This is a genomic window from Avibacterium sp. 21-599 (assembly GCF_026226765.1).
GTDB lineage: Bacteria > Pseudomonadota > Gammaproteobacteria > Enterobacterales > Pasteurellaceae > Avibacterium.
Map to the genome: position 1 here is coordinate 1,076,893 of NZ_JAKKOB010000001.1, position 16,911 is coordinate 1,093,803.

The 16,911-nt window shown below is 40.2% G+C and carries 15 protein-coding genes and 2 pseudogenes; 11 read left to right on the top strand and 6 right to left on the bottom strand.

What is annotated here, in order from left to right:
• The first annotated feature begins 5 nt into the window (after nt 1–5).
• The 9 genes from ftsW to lpxC all read left to right on the top strand — a co-directional run bounded on the left by ftsW (nt 6) and on the right by lpxC (nt 9,799).
• A complete protein-coding gene (gene ftsW / locus L5B83_RS05315) occupies nt 6–1,184 on the top strand; it encodes a putative lipid II flippase FtsW (RefSeq protein WP_265777807.1) in 1,179 nt (392 codons plus the stop codon).
• A 16-nt stretch (nt 1,185–1,200) separates the two neighbouring features.
• The gene (gene murG, locus L5B83_RS05320; RefSeq protein WP_265777808.1) at nt 1,201–2,259 is read left to right on the top strand and encodes an undecaprenyldiphospho-muramoylpentapeptide beta-N-acetylglucosaminyltransferase; all 1,059 of its coding nucleotides are present in this window, start codon (nt 1,201–1,203) and stop codon (nt 2,257–2,259) included.
• A gap of 23 nt (nt 2,260–2,282) precedes the next feature.
• A complete protein-coding gene (murC, locus tag L5B83_RS05325; RefSeq protein WP_250349637.1) occupies nt 2,283–3,713 on the top strand; it encodes a UDP-N-acetylmuramate--L-alanine ligase in 1,431 nt (476 codons plus the stop codon).
• Nucleotides 3,714–3,724: 11 nt separating this feature from the next.
• Complete coding sequence (locus L5B83_RS05330) at nt 3,725–4,651, top strand: D-alanine--D-alanine ligase (RefSeq protein WP_265777809.1); 927 nt, start codon at nt 3,725–3,727, stop codon at nt 4,649–4,651.
• Complete coding sequence (locus tag L5B83_RS05335) at nt 4,651–5,421, top strand: cell division protein FtsQ/DivIB (protein WP_395895920.1); 771 nt, start codon at nt 4,651–4,653, stop codon at nt 5,419–5,421. Before L5B83_RS05330 ends, L5B83_RS05335 begins: the two co-directional genes overlap by 1 nt.
• Nucleotides 5,422–5,445: 24 nt before the next feature.
• Entirely contained in the window at nt 5,446–6,723 is a 1,278-nt protein-coding gene (gene ftsA / locus L5B83_RS05340) for a cell division protein FtsA (protein ID WP_250349639.1), read from the top strand.
• Nucleotides 6,724–6,755: 32 nt separating this feature from the next.
• Nucleotides 6,756–7,358, top strand: coding sequence for a hypothetical protein (locus L5B83_RS05345; protein WP_250349640.1), 603 nt, complete (start codon nt 6,756–6,758; stop codon nt 7,356–7,358).
• Nucleotides 7,359–7,531: 173 nt separating this feature from the next.
• Entirely contained in the window at nt 7,532–8,839 is a 1,308-nt protein-coding gene (gene ftsZ / locus L5B83_RS05350) for a cell division protein FtsZ (RefSeq protein WP_250349641.1), read from the top strand.
• 42 nt (nt 8,840–8,881) lie between these two features.
• The gene (lpxC, locus tag L5B83_RS05355; RefSeq protein WP_250349642.1) at nt 8,882–9,799 is read left to right on the top strand and encodes a UDP-3-O-acyl-N-acetylglucosamine deacetylase; all 918 of its coding nucleotides are present in this window, start codon (nt 8,882–8,884) and stop codon (nt 9,797–9,799) included.
• A gap of 62 nt (nt 9,800–9,861) precedes the next feature.
• Here the strand turns inward: lpxC and L5B83_RS05360 are convergent, their stop codons facing one another.
• Nucleotides 9,862–10,782, bottom strand: coding sequence for a LysR family transcriptional regulator (locus L5B83_RS05360; RefSeq protein WP_250349643.1), 921 nt, complete (start codon nt 10,780–10,782; stop codon nt 9,862–9,864).
• A 145-nt stretch (nt 10,783–10,927) separates the two neighbouring features.
• On the opposite strand from L5B83_RS05360, the gene hchA reads away from it, so the two are divergent.
• Nucleotides 10,928–11,794, top strand: a complete 867-nt coding sequence (gene hchA, locus L5B83_RS05365; RefSeq protein ID WP_250349644.1) for a glyoxalase III HchA — start codon at nt 10,928–10,930, stop codon at nt 11,792–11,794.
• Between the two features lie 309 nt (nt 11,795–12,103).
• Here the strand turns inward: hchA and typA are convergent, their stop codons facing one another.
• A complete protein-coding gene (gene typA / locus L5B83_RS05370; RefSeq protein WP_250349522.1) occupies nt 12,104–13,954 on the bottom strand; it encodes a translational GTPase TypA in 1,851 nt (616 codons plus the stop codon).
• A gap of 315 nt (nt 13,955–14,269) precedes the next feature.
• On the opposite strand from typA, the gene glnA reads away from it, so the two are divergent.
• A complete protein-coding gene (glnA, locus tag L5B83_RS05375; protein WP_250363554.1) occupies nt 14,270–15,688 on the top strand; it encodes a glutamate--ammonia ligase in 1,419 nt (472 codons plus the stop codon).
• A 48-nt stretch (nt 15,689–15,736) separates the two neighbouring features.
• Here the strand turns inward: glnA and L5B83_RS05380 are convergent.
• The 4 genes and pseudogenes from L5B83_RS05380 to L5B83_RS05395 form a co-directional block, all read right to left on the bottom strand.
• Nucleotides 15,737–15,922, bottom strand: a pseudogene (locus L5B83_RS05380) (IS3 family transposase); the annotation flags it as partial.
• Nucleotides 15,923–15,937: 15 nt separating this feature from the next.
• Complete coding sequence (locus L5B83_RS05385; RefSeq protein WP_326938360.1) at nt 15,938–16,198, bottom strand: DDE-type integrase/transposase/recombinase; 261 nt, start codon at nt 16,196–16,198, stop codon at nt 15,938–15,940.
• A 6-nt stretch (nt 16,199–16,204) separates the two neighbouring features.
• Nucleotides 16,205–16,495 (bottom strand): IS3 family transposase, encoded by a 291-nt coding sequence (locus tag L5B83_RS05390; protein WP_265777811.1) that lies wholly within the window; start codon nt 16,493–16,495, stop codon nt 16,205–16,207.
• Between the two features lie 57 nt (nt 16,496–16,552).
• Nucleotides 16,553–16,901 (bottom strand): annotated as a pseudogene (locus L5B83_RS05395) (transposase).
• Nucleotides 16,902–16,911: the final 10 nt, after the last annotated feature.

The following is a 16,911-nucleotide window of genomic DNA, read 5'->3' on the forward strand; positions in this document are numbered from 1 at the left end:
CATCAATGCAGTTTATTGAAAAGTTAAAAGCCCAGTTAAGAATCACACCAAATAATTTGCTCTACGATAGAGCATTATTATGGTTGTTTTTGAGTTTGCTCGTGATTGGATTGATCGCCGTATCCTCAGCATCTATTCCTGTGGGGGCGAGATTATTCAATGATTCTTTTTATTTTGCAAAACGTGATGCCATTTATGTGGTGTTGTCTATTTTTGCTTGCTACACCGTCTTAAATATCCCAATGACGTTTTGGGAAAAATATTATGGCTATATTTTTTGGATCGCAATCATTTTGCTCGTAATGGTGCTTATTCCGGGGATTGGGGCAAGAATTAACGGTGCGAGACGCTGGATTCCAATGATTTTCTTTAATTTCCAACCCGCTGAATTTGCGAAGTTGGCACTCACTTGTTTTTTGGCGAGCTATTTTACTCGTCGTTACGATGAAGTGCTCAGCCGCAAACTTAGTGCCCTCAAACCATTCATTGTAATGGGAGTATTGGGCGCTTTATTATTGTTGCAACCCGATTTTGGAAGTACTTTTGTATTATTTGTGATTACTTTTGGCTTGCTTTGGATGGTAGGGGCAAATCGCTGGCAATTTATTGCCTTGGCGTGTTCTGGTGGATTGCTTTTTTTGTGGCTTATTTTTTCTACTGCTTATCGTTCAAAACGTGTAACTGGATTTCTGGATCCCTTCAAAGACCCTTATGGTACGGGATTTCAGCTTTCAAACTCATTAATGGCATTTGGTCGAGGCGAAATTACAGGGGAAGGATTGGGAAATTCCATTCAGAAATTAGAATATTTACCCGAAGCTCATACTGACTTCGTGATGGCAGTAGTCGGAGAAGAATTTGGTTTAATCGGCATTTTATTTGTCATTGCATTGTTAGCATTATTGGTGTTTAGGGCAATGAAAATTGGGCGAGAATCATTACAACTAGAGCAACGTTTCAAAGGGTTTTTCGCCTTCGGTATCAGTTTTTGGATTTTTTTGCAAGGCTTTGTGAATCTAGGAATGGCATTAGGTTTATTACCGACCAAAGGATTAACCTTCCCCTTGGTAAGTTATGGGGGATCAAGTTTGATTATTATGTCGGTGTGTATCGGCATTTTATTGCGCATTGATCACGAAAATCGACTGATGCGAAGTGGACACGCACGCTTGCGTGATGATTAAGACAAAAGGATAAATTGTGGCACAACAAAAAAAACGTTTATTGGTGATGGCGGGGGGGACTGGCGGACACGTTTTCCCAGCTATTGCGGTTGCACAATATTTACAGCAACAAGGTTGGCAGATCTGTTGGCTTGGTACGCAAGATCGTATGGAAGCCCAATTAGTGCCGAAGCACGGTATCCCGATTAAATTTATTCAAATTTCTGGTTTGCGAGGTAAAGGAATAAAAGCCTTACTTGCCGCGCCATTTAAAATTGTGCGGGCAATTTTCCAAGCGAAAAAAATTATTCAAGATTATCAGCCTAATGCCGTACTTGGTATGGGGGGGTATGTTTCTGGCCCGGGTGGTGTGGCAGCAAAATTGTGTGCAGTTCCCATTGTGTTACACGAACAAAACGCGGTGGCGGGATTGACCAATTCTTGGCTGGCTAAAATTGCAACGCGCGTATTGCAAGCCTTTCCTAACACTTTCCCGAATACTGAAGTCGTGGGCAATCCTGTTCGTCAATCTTTATTTGCGATGCCAAGCCCTGCTGAGCGTTTTGCTGCGCGTTCAGGAAAATTAAATGTGCTTGTGGTGGGGGGAAGTCAAGGCGCACGCGTGTTAAATCTCACTTTACCAAAAGTGGTGGAGGCATTACGGGATAAATTGACCGTTCGTCACCAAGTTGGGGCAAATATGTCAGAAAAAATCACCGCACTTTATCCGCCAGGGGCTGATGTACAAGTAACAGATTTTATTGATGATATGGCGGAGGCCTATGGCTGGGCGGATATTGTTATTTGCCGTTCCGGTGCTTTAACCGTGTGTGAACTTGCAGCTGTCGGAACACCAGCGATTTTTGTGCCATTCCAACATAAAGATAGACAGCAATATTTGAATGCAAAATATTTAGCTGATGTGGGCGCAGCCAAAATTATTGAACAAAAAGATCTCAGCGCAGAAGCACTTATTGAGATGTTGAACCAATTTGATCGTAGCCAATTATTAACAATGGCAGAAAAAGCCAAAGCAATGGCCACACCTCAATCTGCTCAGCAAGTAGCCGAGGTGATTATGGCGGTGGCAAAATAAGAATAAAAGCAAGAGGCAGAGCAATGAAAGAATTTCAAAAACGAGTAAGACAAACCGTGCCAGAAATGCGTCGCGTGAAACAAATTCATTTTGTCGGTATTGGTGGTGCGGGAATGGGCGGTATCGCGGAAGTATTATTAAATGAAGGCTATCAAGTCACGGGATCGGATATTGCGGAAAATGCGGTAACCCAACGCCTAAGTGCATTGGGGGCAAAAATTTATTTTTCTCACCAACCCGCTAATGTAGATGGCGCCAGCGTGGTGGTGGTATCCAGTGCGATTAAAGAAGATAATGTTGAGGTTGTGGAAGCGCATAATAACCGCATTCCCGTTATTCAACGTGCGCAAATGTTAGCGGAGATTATGCGATTCCGTCACGGCATTGCTATTGCAGGAACACACGGAAAAACCACAACAACAGCAATGATTTCAATGATTTATGCACAAGCAGGACTTGATCCTACCTTTGTAAATGGCGGATTAGTGAAATCAGCAGGGACAAATGCACATTTAGGGGCAAGCCGTTATTTAATCGCTGAAGCAGATGAAAGTGATGCCTCTTTTTTACACTTACAGCCAATGGTTTCTGTGGTAACAAATATTGAACCCGATCATATGGAAACCTATCACGGTGATTTTGAAGAAATGAAACAAACCTATGTTAATTTCTTACATAATTTACCGTTTTATGGCTTAGCGGTAATGTGTGCAGATGATCCTGTGTTACTTGAACTTATTCCAAAAGTGGGGCGTCAGGTGATCACTTATGGCTTTAATGAAAATGCCGATTATCGCATTGAAGATTATCAGCAAACAGGTTTTCAAGGCCATTACACGGTTGTTACACCGCAAGGTGAACGGGTGAATGTATTGCTTAACGTCCCGGGTAAACATAATGCGCTAAATGCAACGGCAGCCTTTGCCGTGGCAAAAGAAGAAGGGATTAGCAATGAGGCTATTTTAGCCGCCTTAGCCGATTTCCAAGGGGCAGGACGTCGTTTTGATCAGCTTGGTCAATTTATTCGTCCAAATGGAAAAGTAATGTTAGTGGACGATTATGGACATCATCCGACTGAAGTGGGCGTAACCATTGAAGCAGCGAAAAAAGGTTGGGAAAATAAGCGAATTGTGATGATTTTCCAACCGCATCGTTATTCGCGTACTCGAGATCTGTTTGATGATTTCGTGCAAGTATTATCGCAAGTGGATGTGCTATTAATGCTTGATGTGTATGCTGCAGGTGAAGCACCTATTGCAGGAGCTGATAGTCGTTCATTGTGTCGTTCGATTCGTAATTTAGGTAAAGTCGATCCGATTTTTGTCGCTGAACAGGAAAGCCTTGCGGAAATTTTAGATCAGGTGATTCAAGATGGAGATCTGATTTTGGCGCAAGGGGCGGGTAATGTGAGTAAGTTATCCCGTCAATTAGCAACAAATTGGGCAGAAAATTAATTGGAAGCAGTATGAAGAAAACATTAAAACAAGAAAAAATTGCCGTATTACTTGGGGGAACTTCTGCAGAGCGTGAAGTATCGCTTAATTCCGGTGAAGCGGTGCTTAATGCCTTAAAAAATCTAGGTTATGATGCTCACCCAATTGATCCTAAAACGTTTCCCGTGGCGGAATTAAAACAACAAGGGTTTGAGCGTGTATTTAATATTTTACACGGACGTGGTGGCGAAGATGGCACAATGCAGGGATTGCTTGAGCAAATAGGTCTTCCTTACACTGGCTGTGGGGTAATGGCATCCGCTTTAACAATGGATAAAATGCGTACTAAGATGCTGTGGAAAGCTTTTGGTTTACCTGTGGCGAATATGGAAATCGTAACAAAATCAACAGTATCTGAACTAAATCCTGTCGCTGTTGTCGAAAAATTAGGTCTGCCATTAATGGTGAAACCTTCGTTGGAAGGGTCAAGTGTAGGTTTAAAGAAAGTCAATCATCTTGATGAATTACAAAGTGCGGTGGAATTTGCGTTAGGTTTTGATGAGACGATTTTGATTGAAGAATGGCTTGCTGGCGATGAATTTACTGTGCCTGTTTTAGACAATGAAGTGCTCCCAGCTATTAAAATTGTTCCTGAAGGCGAATTTTATGATTATGAAGCAAAATATGTTTCTGATAATACGCAATATTTTTGTCCAGCCGGTTTAACCGATGAGCGTGAACAGGAATTACGTCAATTAGTCAAGCGTGCTTATGATGCAGTAGGTTGCCGTGGGTGGAGCCGTATTGATGTAATGATGGACGGTGAAGGGCAATTCCGCTTAGTGGAAGTCAACACTAACCCGGGAATGACGAGCCATAGTTTATTCCCGAAATCAGCGGCGAGCGTTGGTTATTCTTTTGAACAGTTAGTAGAGAAAATTTTGGAGCTGAGTGTTTAATGAAGTTATGGCGGCATAAAGCGATACAAAGCATACGCACGGGGGAGCCAAGATCTCGCTTTTTTATGCAGGTCAAGCCATTAATTGTGCTATTATGTCTAGGGTTACTGTTTTATGTTTACTCAAATTGGCAAAACTGGCTGGAAAAATTAGATGATCGTCCAATTAGTGCTTTTAATCTGGTAGGAACGCCAGCATTCACCACCGATGAAGATGTGCGTGATATGCTGATAAAAATGGGCGATCTTAAAGGTTTTTTTGGACAAGATGTAAGTTTAGTTCGTGAGCAAATTCAAAAAATGCCTTGGGTCAAACAAGCCGTAGTGAGAAAAATTTGGCCTGATCGCCTTAATATTTTAGTGAGTGAATATACACCTGTCGCAGTTTGGAACGATAATGAATTTTTATCTAGTGATGGCGTGGTGTTTAAATTGCCAATGGATAAGTTGCAAGATAAAAACTTACCGCATTTAGCAGGGCCTGATTATCAAAGTTTAGTCGTACTGGATGCCTGGAAAAAGATTTATCAAGATCTTAAAACAAAAGGCTTAACGTTAAAATCTGTTGCGATTGATGATCGCGAAGCTTGGCAATTAGAACTTGATAATGGCGTATTATTAAAATTAGGACGCGGAGAATGGAAAAGCAAACTTGATCGTTTTGCTACCATTTATCCGCAAATTGAAGTTCCTGAAAATAAAAAGTTATCCTATGTTGATCTACGCTATAAAGTAGGGGCAGCAATAGGAATGATTGATATAAATGAATAATTTTACCTGATAAGAAGTTAGAAAATGGCAAAGATTGTGGAATCAAAAACGATTGTCGGATTGGAAGTCGGTACTTCTAAAGTCGTCGCTGTTGTGGGTGAAGTGTTGCCAGACGGCGTAGTAAATATCTTAGGTGTAGGAAGTTGCCCTTCTAAAGGGATTGATAAAGGCAGCATTACTGATCTCAATGCAGTGGTGACCTCTATTCAACGTGCGATTGAGGCAGCCGAATCAGTGGCAGATTGCCAGATTATGAGCGTTACTTTAGCAATTACGGGCGATCACATCCAAAGTCTGAATGAAAGTGGCTTTGTTCCTATTGCCGAAGGAGAAGTTACGCAAGATGAAATTGATTCCGCAATGCACACTGCTAGCTCAGTGAGAATGGGCGAAGGGCTTTCCTTATTGCACATTATTCCACAAGAATATGCGGTAGATAAGCAGGTAAATATTAAAGATCCCCTTGGTTTACAAGGTGTACGTTTAAAAGCGCAAGCGCATTTGATTGCTTGTCACCAAGATTGGCAAAACAACCTTAAAAAAGCCGTAGAGCGTTGTAAATTAAAAGTGGATAAAATCGTTTATTCAGGCGTTGCATCAGGTTGCTCTGTGTTAACCGAAGATGAGAAAGATCTTGGTGTTTGCTTAATTGATTTTGGTGCAGGCACAATGGATATTGTCGTTTACACTAATGGGGCATTACGTTTTAGTAAAGTCATTCCTTATGCAGGAAATCGTGTTACCGATGATATTGCTTATGCTTGTGAAACATCAAGAACAGAAGCTGAACGGATCAAAGTGAATTATAGCAGTGCGTGGAATCCCCCTTCTTCACACCCAGAAAAACGGATTGAAGTAGCGGGAATTGGCGGACGAGCGCCACGCGTGCTAACCAAAGAACAATTATCTGTTGCCACCTCAGCGCGTTATGAAGAATTACTCGGCTTAGTTCGCCAAGAATTAAACCAATTGCAGTATGAACTTGAAAGCAAACAAATGAAGTTTGAATTAATTGCTGGTGTTGTGATTACCGGTGGGGGCGCACAAATTGAAGATTTAAAACAATGTGCCACTAAAGTATTTGGAATGCAAGTACGTGTCGGTAGCCCATTAAATATAACTGGGCTAACGGATTATGTAAATAAACCCCAATATTCTACCGTTGTTGGTTTGTTACAGTATAATCATAATGATGAAGATGAAAGCCCTATTAATGATCAATATGGCTCAGGAGAAAGCTTTTTAGGCGCTGCTTGGGCTGGGGTGAAAAAAATTATGAATAAAGTGCGGTCTGAATTTTAATCAATTTTTATTTAAGCTGAGAGGAAAGAAAAGTGGGTGATAAATTATTGATTAGTGTGCTGGGTGTTGGAAGTTATGGTACAAAAAAACTCCAGATGATTATGGATAAAATGCAAAAAAATGCTCAAGACGATACGTTCATTAGTTCCCCCCATAGCAATGAGTTTGCTTTTTATGCTATAGATAACGATAAAGATGTACTCAATACGAGCAAGGCACAAGATAGCTTGCTGCTAAGTGATGAGTTAAATCAAGAAACATTAGTTGCTCAACAAGTAGAAGAAAAATTACGCCAAATGGTTGGTAATAGTGATTTGGTTATCTTAGTTTCAGCTGCTGGTGGTAACACATCCTCAATGGTGATTCCTGCGATTGTAGAGAGTCTTAATGAGATTAAAATCCCATTGGCAGCAGTGGTAGTGAAGCCTTTTGATTTTGAAGGAAGCAAACGTAGTGTAAATGCAGAAATTGCGATCAGCAAAGTGGAAAAATTAGCTACAACGCTTAAGGTATTAGATAATAATAACTTGATCTCAGTACTAAATCATCAGCCTTTGAATGAGGCATTTGCACAAATGGATCGTGAAGCGGTTGAGTTCGTATTGAGTTTTGCTGAAAAACATTTTGTTGCCTAAAATAGAGTGCGGTGAAAAATTTACGATTTTTTGGTTTCTTTTATTATTTTTTTGGAATTTTTATTAATAAAGTGCGGTCTGAATTTTGAGAATTTGCATTTTTCATCTACAATAAGAGCAATTTAGGTTTTAATTTTGTGCCAGCAAAACCCTGGCATTAACGGAGAATAACTATGTTTGAACCAGTGGATTATGATCTTGGTGATATGAACGGCGCACTTATTAAAGTCGTTGGCGTTGGCGGTGGTGGCGGTAACGCTGTGGATCATATGGTTGCTAATATGATAAAAAACGATATTGGCGGCACATTAGTGGGGGCTGATGAATTAGCTTTCCCAACTGCAAATGACGAACACGATAGAATTATTTTCTATGCGGTAAATACTGATGCACAAGCCTTGCGTAAAAGCAAAGTACAACAAACCGTTCAAATTGGTGGTTCAACAACCAAAGGACTGGGAGCAGGTGCTAATCCAAATGTTGGTCGTAAAGCCGCAGAAGATGATCAAGAGGCGATTCGTGCAATGCTTGAAGGGGCGGATATGGTATTTATTGCCGCAGGTATGGGCGGTGGTACAGGAACAGGTGCCGCTCCAATTGTTGCGCAAATCGCAAAAGACTTGGGTATCCTTACTGTTGCTGTAGTAACCAAGCCTTTCGCATTCGAAGGTCCAAAGCGTATGCAATTTGCCGAAATGGGAATTAAAGAGCTTTCTAAACACGTTGATTCTTTGATTATCATTCCAAATGAAAAATTATTAAAAGTATTAGGTAAAAACATCAGTTTAGTAAATGCCTTTGCTGCTGCAAATGATATTCTCCGTAATGCAGTAACGGGTATTTCCGATATGATTACTTCTCCCGGCTTAATTAACGTGGACTTTGCAGACGTTCGTACCGTAATGTCTGAAATGGGGCGCGCGATGATGGGATCTGGTGTGGTTGAAGGTGAAGCGGGTGATGGACGTGCAGAGAAAGCTGCACAGGAAGCGGTTGCTAGCCCATTATTGGAAGATGTGGATTTATCTGGGGCAAGAGGCGTGTTAGTTAATGTCACTGCTGGATTTGATTTAACCTTAGATGAATTTACCATAGTGGGGGATACGATTAAAGCCTTTGCATCAGAAGAGGCAACGGTTGTGGTAGGAACAACGTTAGTACCAGATATGTCGAATGAAATCCGTGTAACCATTGTCGCAACGGGGATTGGTGATATTGATGCACCAGATATTAAAATTGCACCACGTACCGTACCATTAGGTCAGCCAATGCAAAAAGTTAATCAAGAACCATTTGGACAACAGCAAGCAACAGGCTATCAGACGCATAATTCACAAGTGGGGCAAATGCCAAATCGTCCTGCTGATTTAACACATAGAAATATTTTAGATACGCCAATTACTGATCGTTTAAATTCACTTAAAAGAGAAGAAGGCTTAGTGAATGCGAACAGTTTTATGCGTAAACCGGAAGATAAATAAAGGAATAAATCTTATTGTTATTCAATGGATTTAGGAAATATTATGATTAAACAAAGAACCTTAAAACAAAGTATTAAAGTAACGGGTGTTGGGTTACATAGTGGAAACAAAGTCACACTAACTTTACGCCCAGCAATGGCAAATACCGGTGTTATTTATTGCCGTACGGATTTAAATCCGCCAGTAACTTTCCCTGCCAACGCCAATGCAGTGCGTGATACGATGCTTTGTACCTGCTTGATAAATGAAGAAGGAATTAGAATTTCCACGGTTGAGCATTTAAATGCCGCATTAGCAGGATTAGGGATTGATAATGTGATTATTGAGGTGGACGCACCTGAGATTCCAATTATGGACGGTAGTGCTAGCCCATTTATTTATCTTTTATTAGATGCTGGTATTGAAGAACAAAATGCCGCGAAAAAATTTATTCGCGTGAAAAAGCCAATTCGCGTAGAAGATGGTGATAAATGGGCAGAATTTAAACCTTATAATGGTTTCCGTCTGGATTTCACCATTGATTTTAATCATCCAGCGATTAGCAAAGATGTGCGTAATTATGTGATGGATTTTTCAGCTCAAGCATTCGTGCAACAGATTAGCCGTGCAAGAACCTTTGGTTTTATGAAAGACATCGAATATTTACAATCACAAGGTTTAGCACTCGGTGGTAGCCTAGATAACGCGATCGTGCTTGATGATTATCGCATTTTAAATGAAGATGGTTTACGTTTTAAAGATGAACTCGTTCGTCATAAAATGTTAGATGCGATTGGTGATTTATATATGTGTGGTTATAACATCATTGGCGATTTCAAAGCCTATAAATCAGGACACGGTTTAAATAATAAATTATTAAGAGCCTTGCTTGAAGATCAAGAGGCGTGGGAGTTTGTTACCTTTGAAGATAAACAGCAAGTACCACAAGGTTATCTCGCACCAAATCAAGTATTTATCTAAATATTAAAAGGAATAAAGCCATATTGAAAAATATGGCTTTATTTTTTACCGCACTTTTTATTTTATTTGCTTTTTTTCATTTCTATCTGATGGACAATACTTTTTAAAATAGTACTTAATTTTTCAAAAACAAATAATACTCGCTCACTCACCACACTTTGATAAGGTCGATATAAATAAAGTTGCCATTTTTGTTTTTCTATTTCAGGGAAAAGCTCTACTAATTTTCCTTGCTCAATATAAGGTTGGCATAAAATATCAATTAACTGTGAGCAAGTGCGTCCAACTAAGGCGGATTGTAATTCACTATACATATCAGAGGCCAAAAATTTTGGGTGGGTTGGAATAAAATGTTGTTGAGAGTTAATTTGCCAGTGCCAAATACGTTTAAGTTTGGGGTTGATCAAACCGCTGAGTGGGTAGTTTAATGCAAGATCTTGCAGATTTTCAGGTGTTCCTAAACGCTGTAATAATTTTGGCGAAGCAACAATTTTTTCTTGTATAGTAAAGATGTGATGAGCAATCCAATCTTGTTCTGGTTCAAGGCATACGCGCAACCCAATATCAATTTGATCATCAATCGTTTTTAGCTTATCTAAGGATACACGCCAATCAATCACCAAATCAGGATAAGGCTCGAGGGCAAGCAATAATTCATACAAAAGTTGATCGTTATAAGGCATTGGTGGCAGAGTAATTCTCACAATGCCTTGCATTGCTTTATCATTAATTTTTTGTGAAGAAAACAATCGTTCGCTATCTGCTAATAATTGTTGTGCTTGAGGGAGAAACTGTTCGCCAAATTCTGTCAGTTTAATGCTACGTGTATTACGTTGAAATAAGGGTTCGCCTAGCAGATTTTCTAGCTCGGCTATTATGCGTGTTACCACTTGTGGCGATACGGCAAGCCGTTGTGCTGTTTCACGAAAATTTAAGGTTTCACTCGCGACACTAAAATAACGAAGCGCATCAAGTTTATTCATATTATTCCTTTTTTGCGAATAGTCTATTCCAATTTTATTCCTTTTCAACCCAATTATCTAGGGGTAAAATGCACGCCAGAAAAAACGCTAAAACGGTTTTTCATTGTGAACTTTATACAATATAAATACTTTTGGAGAGTAAATAATGACAGATTTAAGTAAAAATCCAGTAGCAGATCGCGCTGAACACAATGCATTCTTCCCATCAGAATATTCTTTAACCCAATATACCAGCAAAAAAACGGATTTCGATGGCTTCAAATTCGATAAACCATATACGGGCGGTAAACACAAAGTATTAATGATTGGTACTGATGAACGCTATATTGAAATGCAAAACGGCAAATTATTCTCAACAGGTAACCACCCCGTTGAAATGTTATTACCGATGTTGCATATGCACCACGCTGGTTTTGAAATTGATGTGGCAACGTTATCAGGTAACCCTGTGAAATTAGAAATTTGGGCAATGCCAGAAGAAGACAAAGCCGTTATGGATTTATATAATCAATATTTGCCAAAATTAGTGAATCCTAAAAAATTAGAAGAGATTTTACCTGAGGTATTGGCTGAAAATTCACCTTATATCGCCGTATTTATCCCGGGAGGTCACGGTGTATTAGCTGGTGTGCCACACAGTAAAGAGGTGAAGAAAGTATTAGATTGGGCATTAGCGAAAGATAAACACGTGATTACTTTATGTCACGGACCAGCTTCTTTGCTAGCAGCAGGTGTCGGCGAAAAAGCAGAAGATTTTCCATTTAAAGGCTATGAGCTTTGTGTTTTCCCTGATGCATTAGATGAAGGTGCAAACCAAGCAATTGGTTATATGCCGGGTAAATTACAATGGTTAGTGGGTGAAAATTTAGCTAAATTAGGTGTGAAAATTATGAATGAAGGCATCACAGGACAAGTTCATAAAGATCGTAAATTGCTTACTGGTGATAGCCCATTAGCATCAAATAATTTAGGGATTTTAGCTGCTGATGAATTATTGAAAGCAGTGAAATAATTTCTAAAAGAGCGGTGTAAAATGATCTGTACCTCAAAAGTTGAACTAAATAATCCGCAGATTAAGGTACAGATTTATGCCTTAAGATTAAGATCGCCAAATATTAACTTCAGCCCCATAGATTTTTTATATTGAATGTAAGGCATTTTCCATCATTTTTTATCCCCATCTTATCCATTAATTATAGCGTAAGCTAAAAAAGTGCTGAGCCTCCTGAATTGAGAACTCAGCACATTAACGCAATAAACCTAAGCTTTTGAAAACAGATTATTTTCCATCACACTTTGGTACGGTTAAAAAATAATTTCATTAATGCGTACTCGTACTGGTTGTGGTACGGCTAGCACGTTTGCGTTCCATTTCAGTCAGTAATTTTTTACGAATACGTACTGAAGTTGGGGTTACTTCCACTAATTCATCGTCATCAATAAACTCAATGGCTTGCTCAAGAGAGAAACGTACTGGTGTGGTTAAGGCGATCGCATCATCTTTTCCTGAAGCTCGCATATTGGTGAGTTTCTTCCCTTGTAAGCAGTTTACTGTGAGATCGTTTGAGCGGCTGTGAATACCAATAATTTGACCTTCATACACTTCCACACCGTGATCGATCATCAGTTTACCACGTTCTTGTAAGCCCCATAGTGCATAAGCAAGAGCTTTCCCTGTACCATTTGAAATCAATACACCATTTTTACGCTGACCGATTTCACCGGCTTTTACGTCATCATAATGGCTGAATGTGGAATAGAGTAGCCCTGTTCCTGAGGTCATCGTCATAAATTCATTACGGAAACCAATTAAACCACGGCTTGGGATAATATATTCTAAACGGGTACGTCCTTTGCCGTCTGGGATCATATCTTTCACTTCACCTTTACGGATACCTAAGGCTTCCATTACCGCACCTTGATGTTGTTCTTCAATATCAATGGTAACTTGCTCGAATGGCTCTTGTTTACGACCGTCTTCTTCTTTAAAGATAACTTTTGGACGAGATACCGCAAGCTCATAGCCTTCACGGCGCATATTTTCAATTAACACAGAAAGGTGCAATTCACCACGTCCTGAAACACGGAATTCATCAGGGTTTTGGGTCTCTTCTACACGCAATGCCACATTATGTACAAGCTCTTTGTTTAAGCGTTCTAAAATTTGGCGAGAGGTAACAAATTTCCCTTCTTTTCCACAGAATGGCGAGGTGTTTACGCAGAAGAACATTGTTACTGTCGGCTCATCAACACTTAATGCTGGTAAGGCTTCTACATTGTTCACATCGCAAATGGTGTCGGAAATATTGAGTTCACCTAATCCGGTAATTGCCACAATGTCGCCCGCTTGCGCAAGATCTTCTTCATAGCGTTGTAAGCCTAAATGCCCTAATACTTGACCAATTTTGCCATTACGTGTTTTACCTTCACTGTCAATAATGGTAACCGCTTGATTTGGTTTGACTTTACCACGTTTGATACGCCCAATGCCAATTACGCCTACATAGTTGCTATAATCAAGCTGTGAAATTTGCATTTGGAATGGGGCATCAAGCTCGACTTTTGGTGGTTCAACGTGTTCTACAATGGCTTCAAATAATGGCGTCATATCTTCTGCCAGCTCTTCGTGTTCTAAGCCCGCTACGCCATTTAATGCTGAGGCGTAAATAATTGGAAAGTCAAGTTGTTCATCTGTTGCCCCAAGATTGACGAAAAGATCGAAGACTTGATCCACCACCCAATCAGGGCGCGCGCCCGGTCTATCTACCTTATTAATCACCACAATGGGTTTTAACCCGTGAGCAAAGGCTTTTTGGGTAACAAAACGTGTTTGTGGCATCGGGCCGTCAAAGGCATCAACAACGAGTAATACGCTATCCACCATAGAAAGCACGCGTTCTACTTCACCGCCAAAATCAGCGTGTCCCGGGGTATCAACAATATTTATACGGTAATCGTTCCAGTTAATTGCGGTATTTTTTGCAAGAATGGTAATGCCACGTTCTTTCTCAAGATCGTTGGAGTCCATTACACGCTCATCCGCGTCCGCACGGCTTGCTTCAAGGGTGCCTGATTGTTGTAATAATTTATCAACAAGGGTCGTTTTTCCGTGGTCAACGTGAGCAATAATTGCGATGTTACGCAATTTGTTAATATCAATGGTATCTGTCATTTGAAAAGTCTTTTGTTATCAATAATGATGTTTGAATAATATGCAATCTTATTCGCAAGATTGCACGAAAAGGTTGCAGATTATACAACGTTTTGTCCACGTGAGCTATGAATAATTAGAAATAAGTGGTGTGCTGTCTTTTGGAGAGCATTTTATAAAGTGCGGTGTAAAAATGTCGAATTTTTTCCCCGCACTTGAGTAAAATTAAAATCTCACTCGCCCCTTGAATTTTGCAAGTGATGTGATATTTTAGCCAACGTGCATTGCACACCCATTATCTCAACTCTAGCAATCATATTTATGAGGATTATCACTATGTCAAATGAAGCGGCCGTTGCCAATGTGTTTAAATTAATTGAAGAAAATGACATTAAATTCGTTCTTCTACGTTTTACGGATATAAAAGGAAAAGAGCACGGCGTATCTTTACCAGTTAGTCTCATTGATGAAGACTTATTTGAGGATGGTAAAATGTTTGACGGCTCCTCGGTAGAAGGCTGGAAAGCGATTAATAAAGCGGATATGTTATTAATGCCAATTGCTGAAACCGCCGTAGTTGATCCCTTCGCACAAATTCCAACCTTATCCCTTCGCTGCAGTATTTATGAACCCACCACAATGCAAAGCTATGATCGTGATCCACGTTCTATTGCAATCCGTGCAGAAAATTATATGCGTTCAACAGGTATTGCAGACGATGTCTTTTTCGGCCCAGAACCTGAGTTTTTCTTATTTGATGATGTGCGTTTTGGCTCAGCAATGAATGGTAATTCTTATGTTGTAGATGATATTGAGGGTGCTTGGAATACGAATAAAGCCTATGAGGGGGGCAACAATGGTTATCGTCCCCTAACCAAAGGCGGTTACTGTGCCGTTGCACCAAATGATACCGCGCACGATATTCGCTCTGAAATGTGCTTGATTTTAGAAGAAATGGGATTAGTCGTTGAAGCGCATCACCACGAAGTGGCGACCGCAGGACAAAATGAAATCGCGACCAAATTTAACTCACTTACCCTAAAAGCGGATGAAACCCAAATTTATAAATATGTCGTACAAAATGTCGCATTAGAACACGGCAAAACCGCCTGTTTTATGCCAAAACCAATCACAGGCGATAATGGATCAGGTATGCACTGTAATATGTCTTTAAGTAAAGACGGCAAAAATATTTTCCAAGGCGACAAATATGCAGGGCTTTCTGAAACCGCACTTTACTACATTGGTGGCATTATCAAACACGCTAAAGCATTAAATGCCTTTACTAACCCTTCAACCAACTCATATAAACGTTTGGTACCGGGCTTTGAAGCGCCTGTATTATTGGCTTATTCAGCAAGTAATCGTTCAGCTTCAATTCGTATTCCGGCGGTAACTAGCCCGAAAGCAATTCGTATTGAGGCTCGTTTCCCAGATCCAATGGCGAACCCATACTTAGCTTTCTCAGCATTATTAATGGCTGGATTAGACGGTATTGTGAATAAAATTCACCCTGGCGATGCAATGGATAAAAACCTTTATGATCTTCCACCAGAAGAATTAAAAGAAATTCCTGCGGTTGCAGGTTCGTTAGAAGAAGCATTAAATGCCCTCGAACAAGATTATGGCTTCTTAACCCAAGGTGGCGTATTCAGTAAAGAATTTGTGGATGCCTTTATTGCAATGAAACGTAAAGAAGTAGAACGTTTAAATATGACCCCACATCCAGTGGAATTTGAAATGTATTATGCTTAAATCTAAATAAAAGTGATCTGCCCCCAAAAAGTTGGACAGGTTGTTAAACTATAAATACTGAGTTCTGTATCGAACAGGACTCAGTCCTTTTAACGCCATTTTAATACGCTTTTGGTTGTCATACACCACATATTTCTCAAGTTCAGCTTGCAATTCTGCTATCGACGTATAGCTACGCGTATAAAAACACTCGGATTTCAAAATCGCAAAGAAACGCTCAATCACCGCATTATCATAGCAATTCCCGCGTCAGCTCATACTCGGTATCGCGCGCCCCTCCAGCATTTTTCGCCAAGCGTTTGTACGATAAAGAACGCCTTGGTCGCTGTGAATAATGGGGCAATCCGTCGCAATTAATTGGCTTAACCCTTGCTCCAGCATCTTTTTTACCAAAGGAAAATTGGGGCGCCTCGCAAACTGATAGGCGATAATTTCGAGATTCGCCAAATCTATTAACACTGAAAAATACAGCTTCTCCCGCCCAATATGAAATTCGGTCACATCCGTCACCCATTTCTAATTCAGTTTTGTCGCAGTAAAATCACGATTCAGCACATTTGGCGCAATCAAAGCCGTCTTACCTCGCTTTCCGTGCCTTTTCTGGCGAACAATCGACTGAATTTGCAACACCCTCATTAATTTCAGTACGGTTTTATGATTCAACATAAACCCGATTTGACGTAATTTGAACGTTAAAGGGCGGTAGTCATCTCGCTGTTGACTCGCTTGATACAGCGAGAATATTGCCGCTTTTTCTACCGAGTAATCGCGCTTAACTTCTTGATAATAAAAGGTAGAGTGCGCCATTTTCCGCGTTCAGTAAATCATCTAACGCGTGCGTTTGCTTTAAATCGTGAATGGCGGCTATTTTTTCTGCCGTCGTTTTTGCCGGTCTAATTCCTCCAACTTTTTTAAATAAGCAATCTCTGCACGGGCGAGAGCCAGCTCACGTTGCAATTTTTTAACGGCTTTAGGGGATAAATCTGTGGGGTTCAGGAATCTTAATCTCTTTTTTCTTCATTTTGGGCTTAACTCTTTTAGGTTGAATAAAGGGGGATTTTACCCCCCTCTAAGCCTTTTCGTGAAAGGCTTTTAACCATTTAATCACAAGAGAATGAGAAATCTGATAACGTTTAGCCACTTCTCGGATACCGACATCCTGTTCGGTGACTTGTTTAATAATTTCTAAACGAAATTGATAAGGATAGGACATAATCTGCATC

Coding starts and splice junctions, on each gene's coding strand:
- glnA (WP_250363554.1), top strand. CDS start 14,270: ATGTCAAATGAAGCGGCCGTTGCCAATGTGTTTAAATTAATTGAAGAA.
- hchA (WP_250349644.1), top strand. CDS start 10,928: ATGACAGATTTAAGTAAAAATCCAGTAGCAGATCGCGCTGAACACAAT.
- ftsZ (WP_250349641.1), top strand. CDS start 7,532: ATGTTTGAACCAGTGGATTATGATCTTGGTGATATGAACGGCGCACTT.
- L5B83_RS05390 (WP_265777811.1), bottom strand. CDS start 16,495: ATGGCGCACTCTACCTTTTATTATCAAGAAGTTAAGCGCGATTACTCG.
- murC (WP_250349637.1), top strand. CDS start 2,283: ATGAAAGAATTTCAAAAACGAGTAAGACAAACCGTGCCAGAAATGCGT.
- ftsA (WP_250349639.1), top strand. CDS start 5,446: ATGGCAAAGATTGTGGAATCAAAAACGATTGTCGGATTGGAAGTCGGT.
- typA (WP_250349522.1), bottom strand. CDS start 13,954: ATGACAGATACCATTGATATTAACAAATTGCGTAACATCGCAATTATT.
- L5B83_RS05330 (WP_265777809.1), top strand. CDS start 3,725: ATGAAGAAAACATTAAAACAAGAAAAAATTGCCGTATTACTTGGGGGA.
- ftsW (WP_265777807.1), top strand. CDS start 6: ATGCAGTTTATTGAAAAGTTAAAAGCCCAGTTAAGAATCACACCAAAT.
- L5B83_RS05360 (WP_250349643.1), bottom strand. CDS start 10,782: ATGAATAAACTTGATGCGCTTCGTTATTTTAGTGTCGCGAGTGAAACC.
- L5B83_RS05335 (WP_395895920.1), top strand. CDS start 4,651: ATGAAGTTATGGCGGCATAAAGCGATACAAAGCATACGCACGGGGGAG.
- lpxC (WP_250349642.1), top strand. CDS start 8,882: ATGATTAAACAAAGAACCTTAAAACAAAGTATTAAAGTAACGGGTGTT.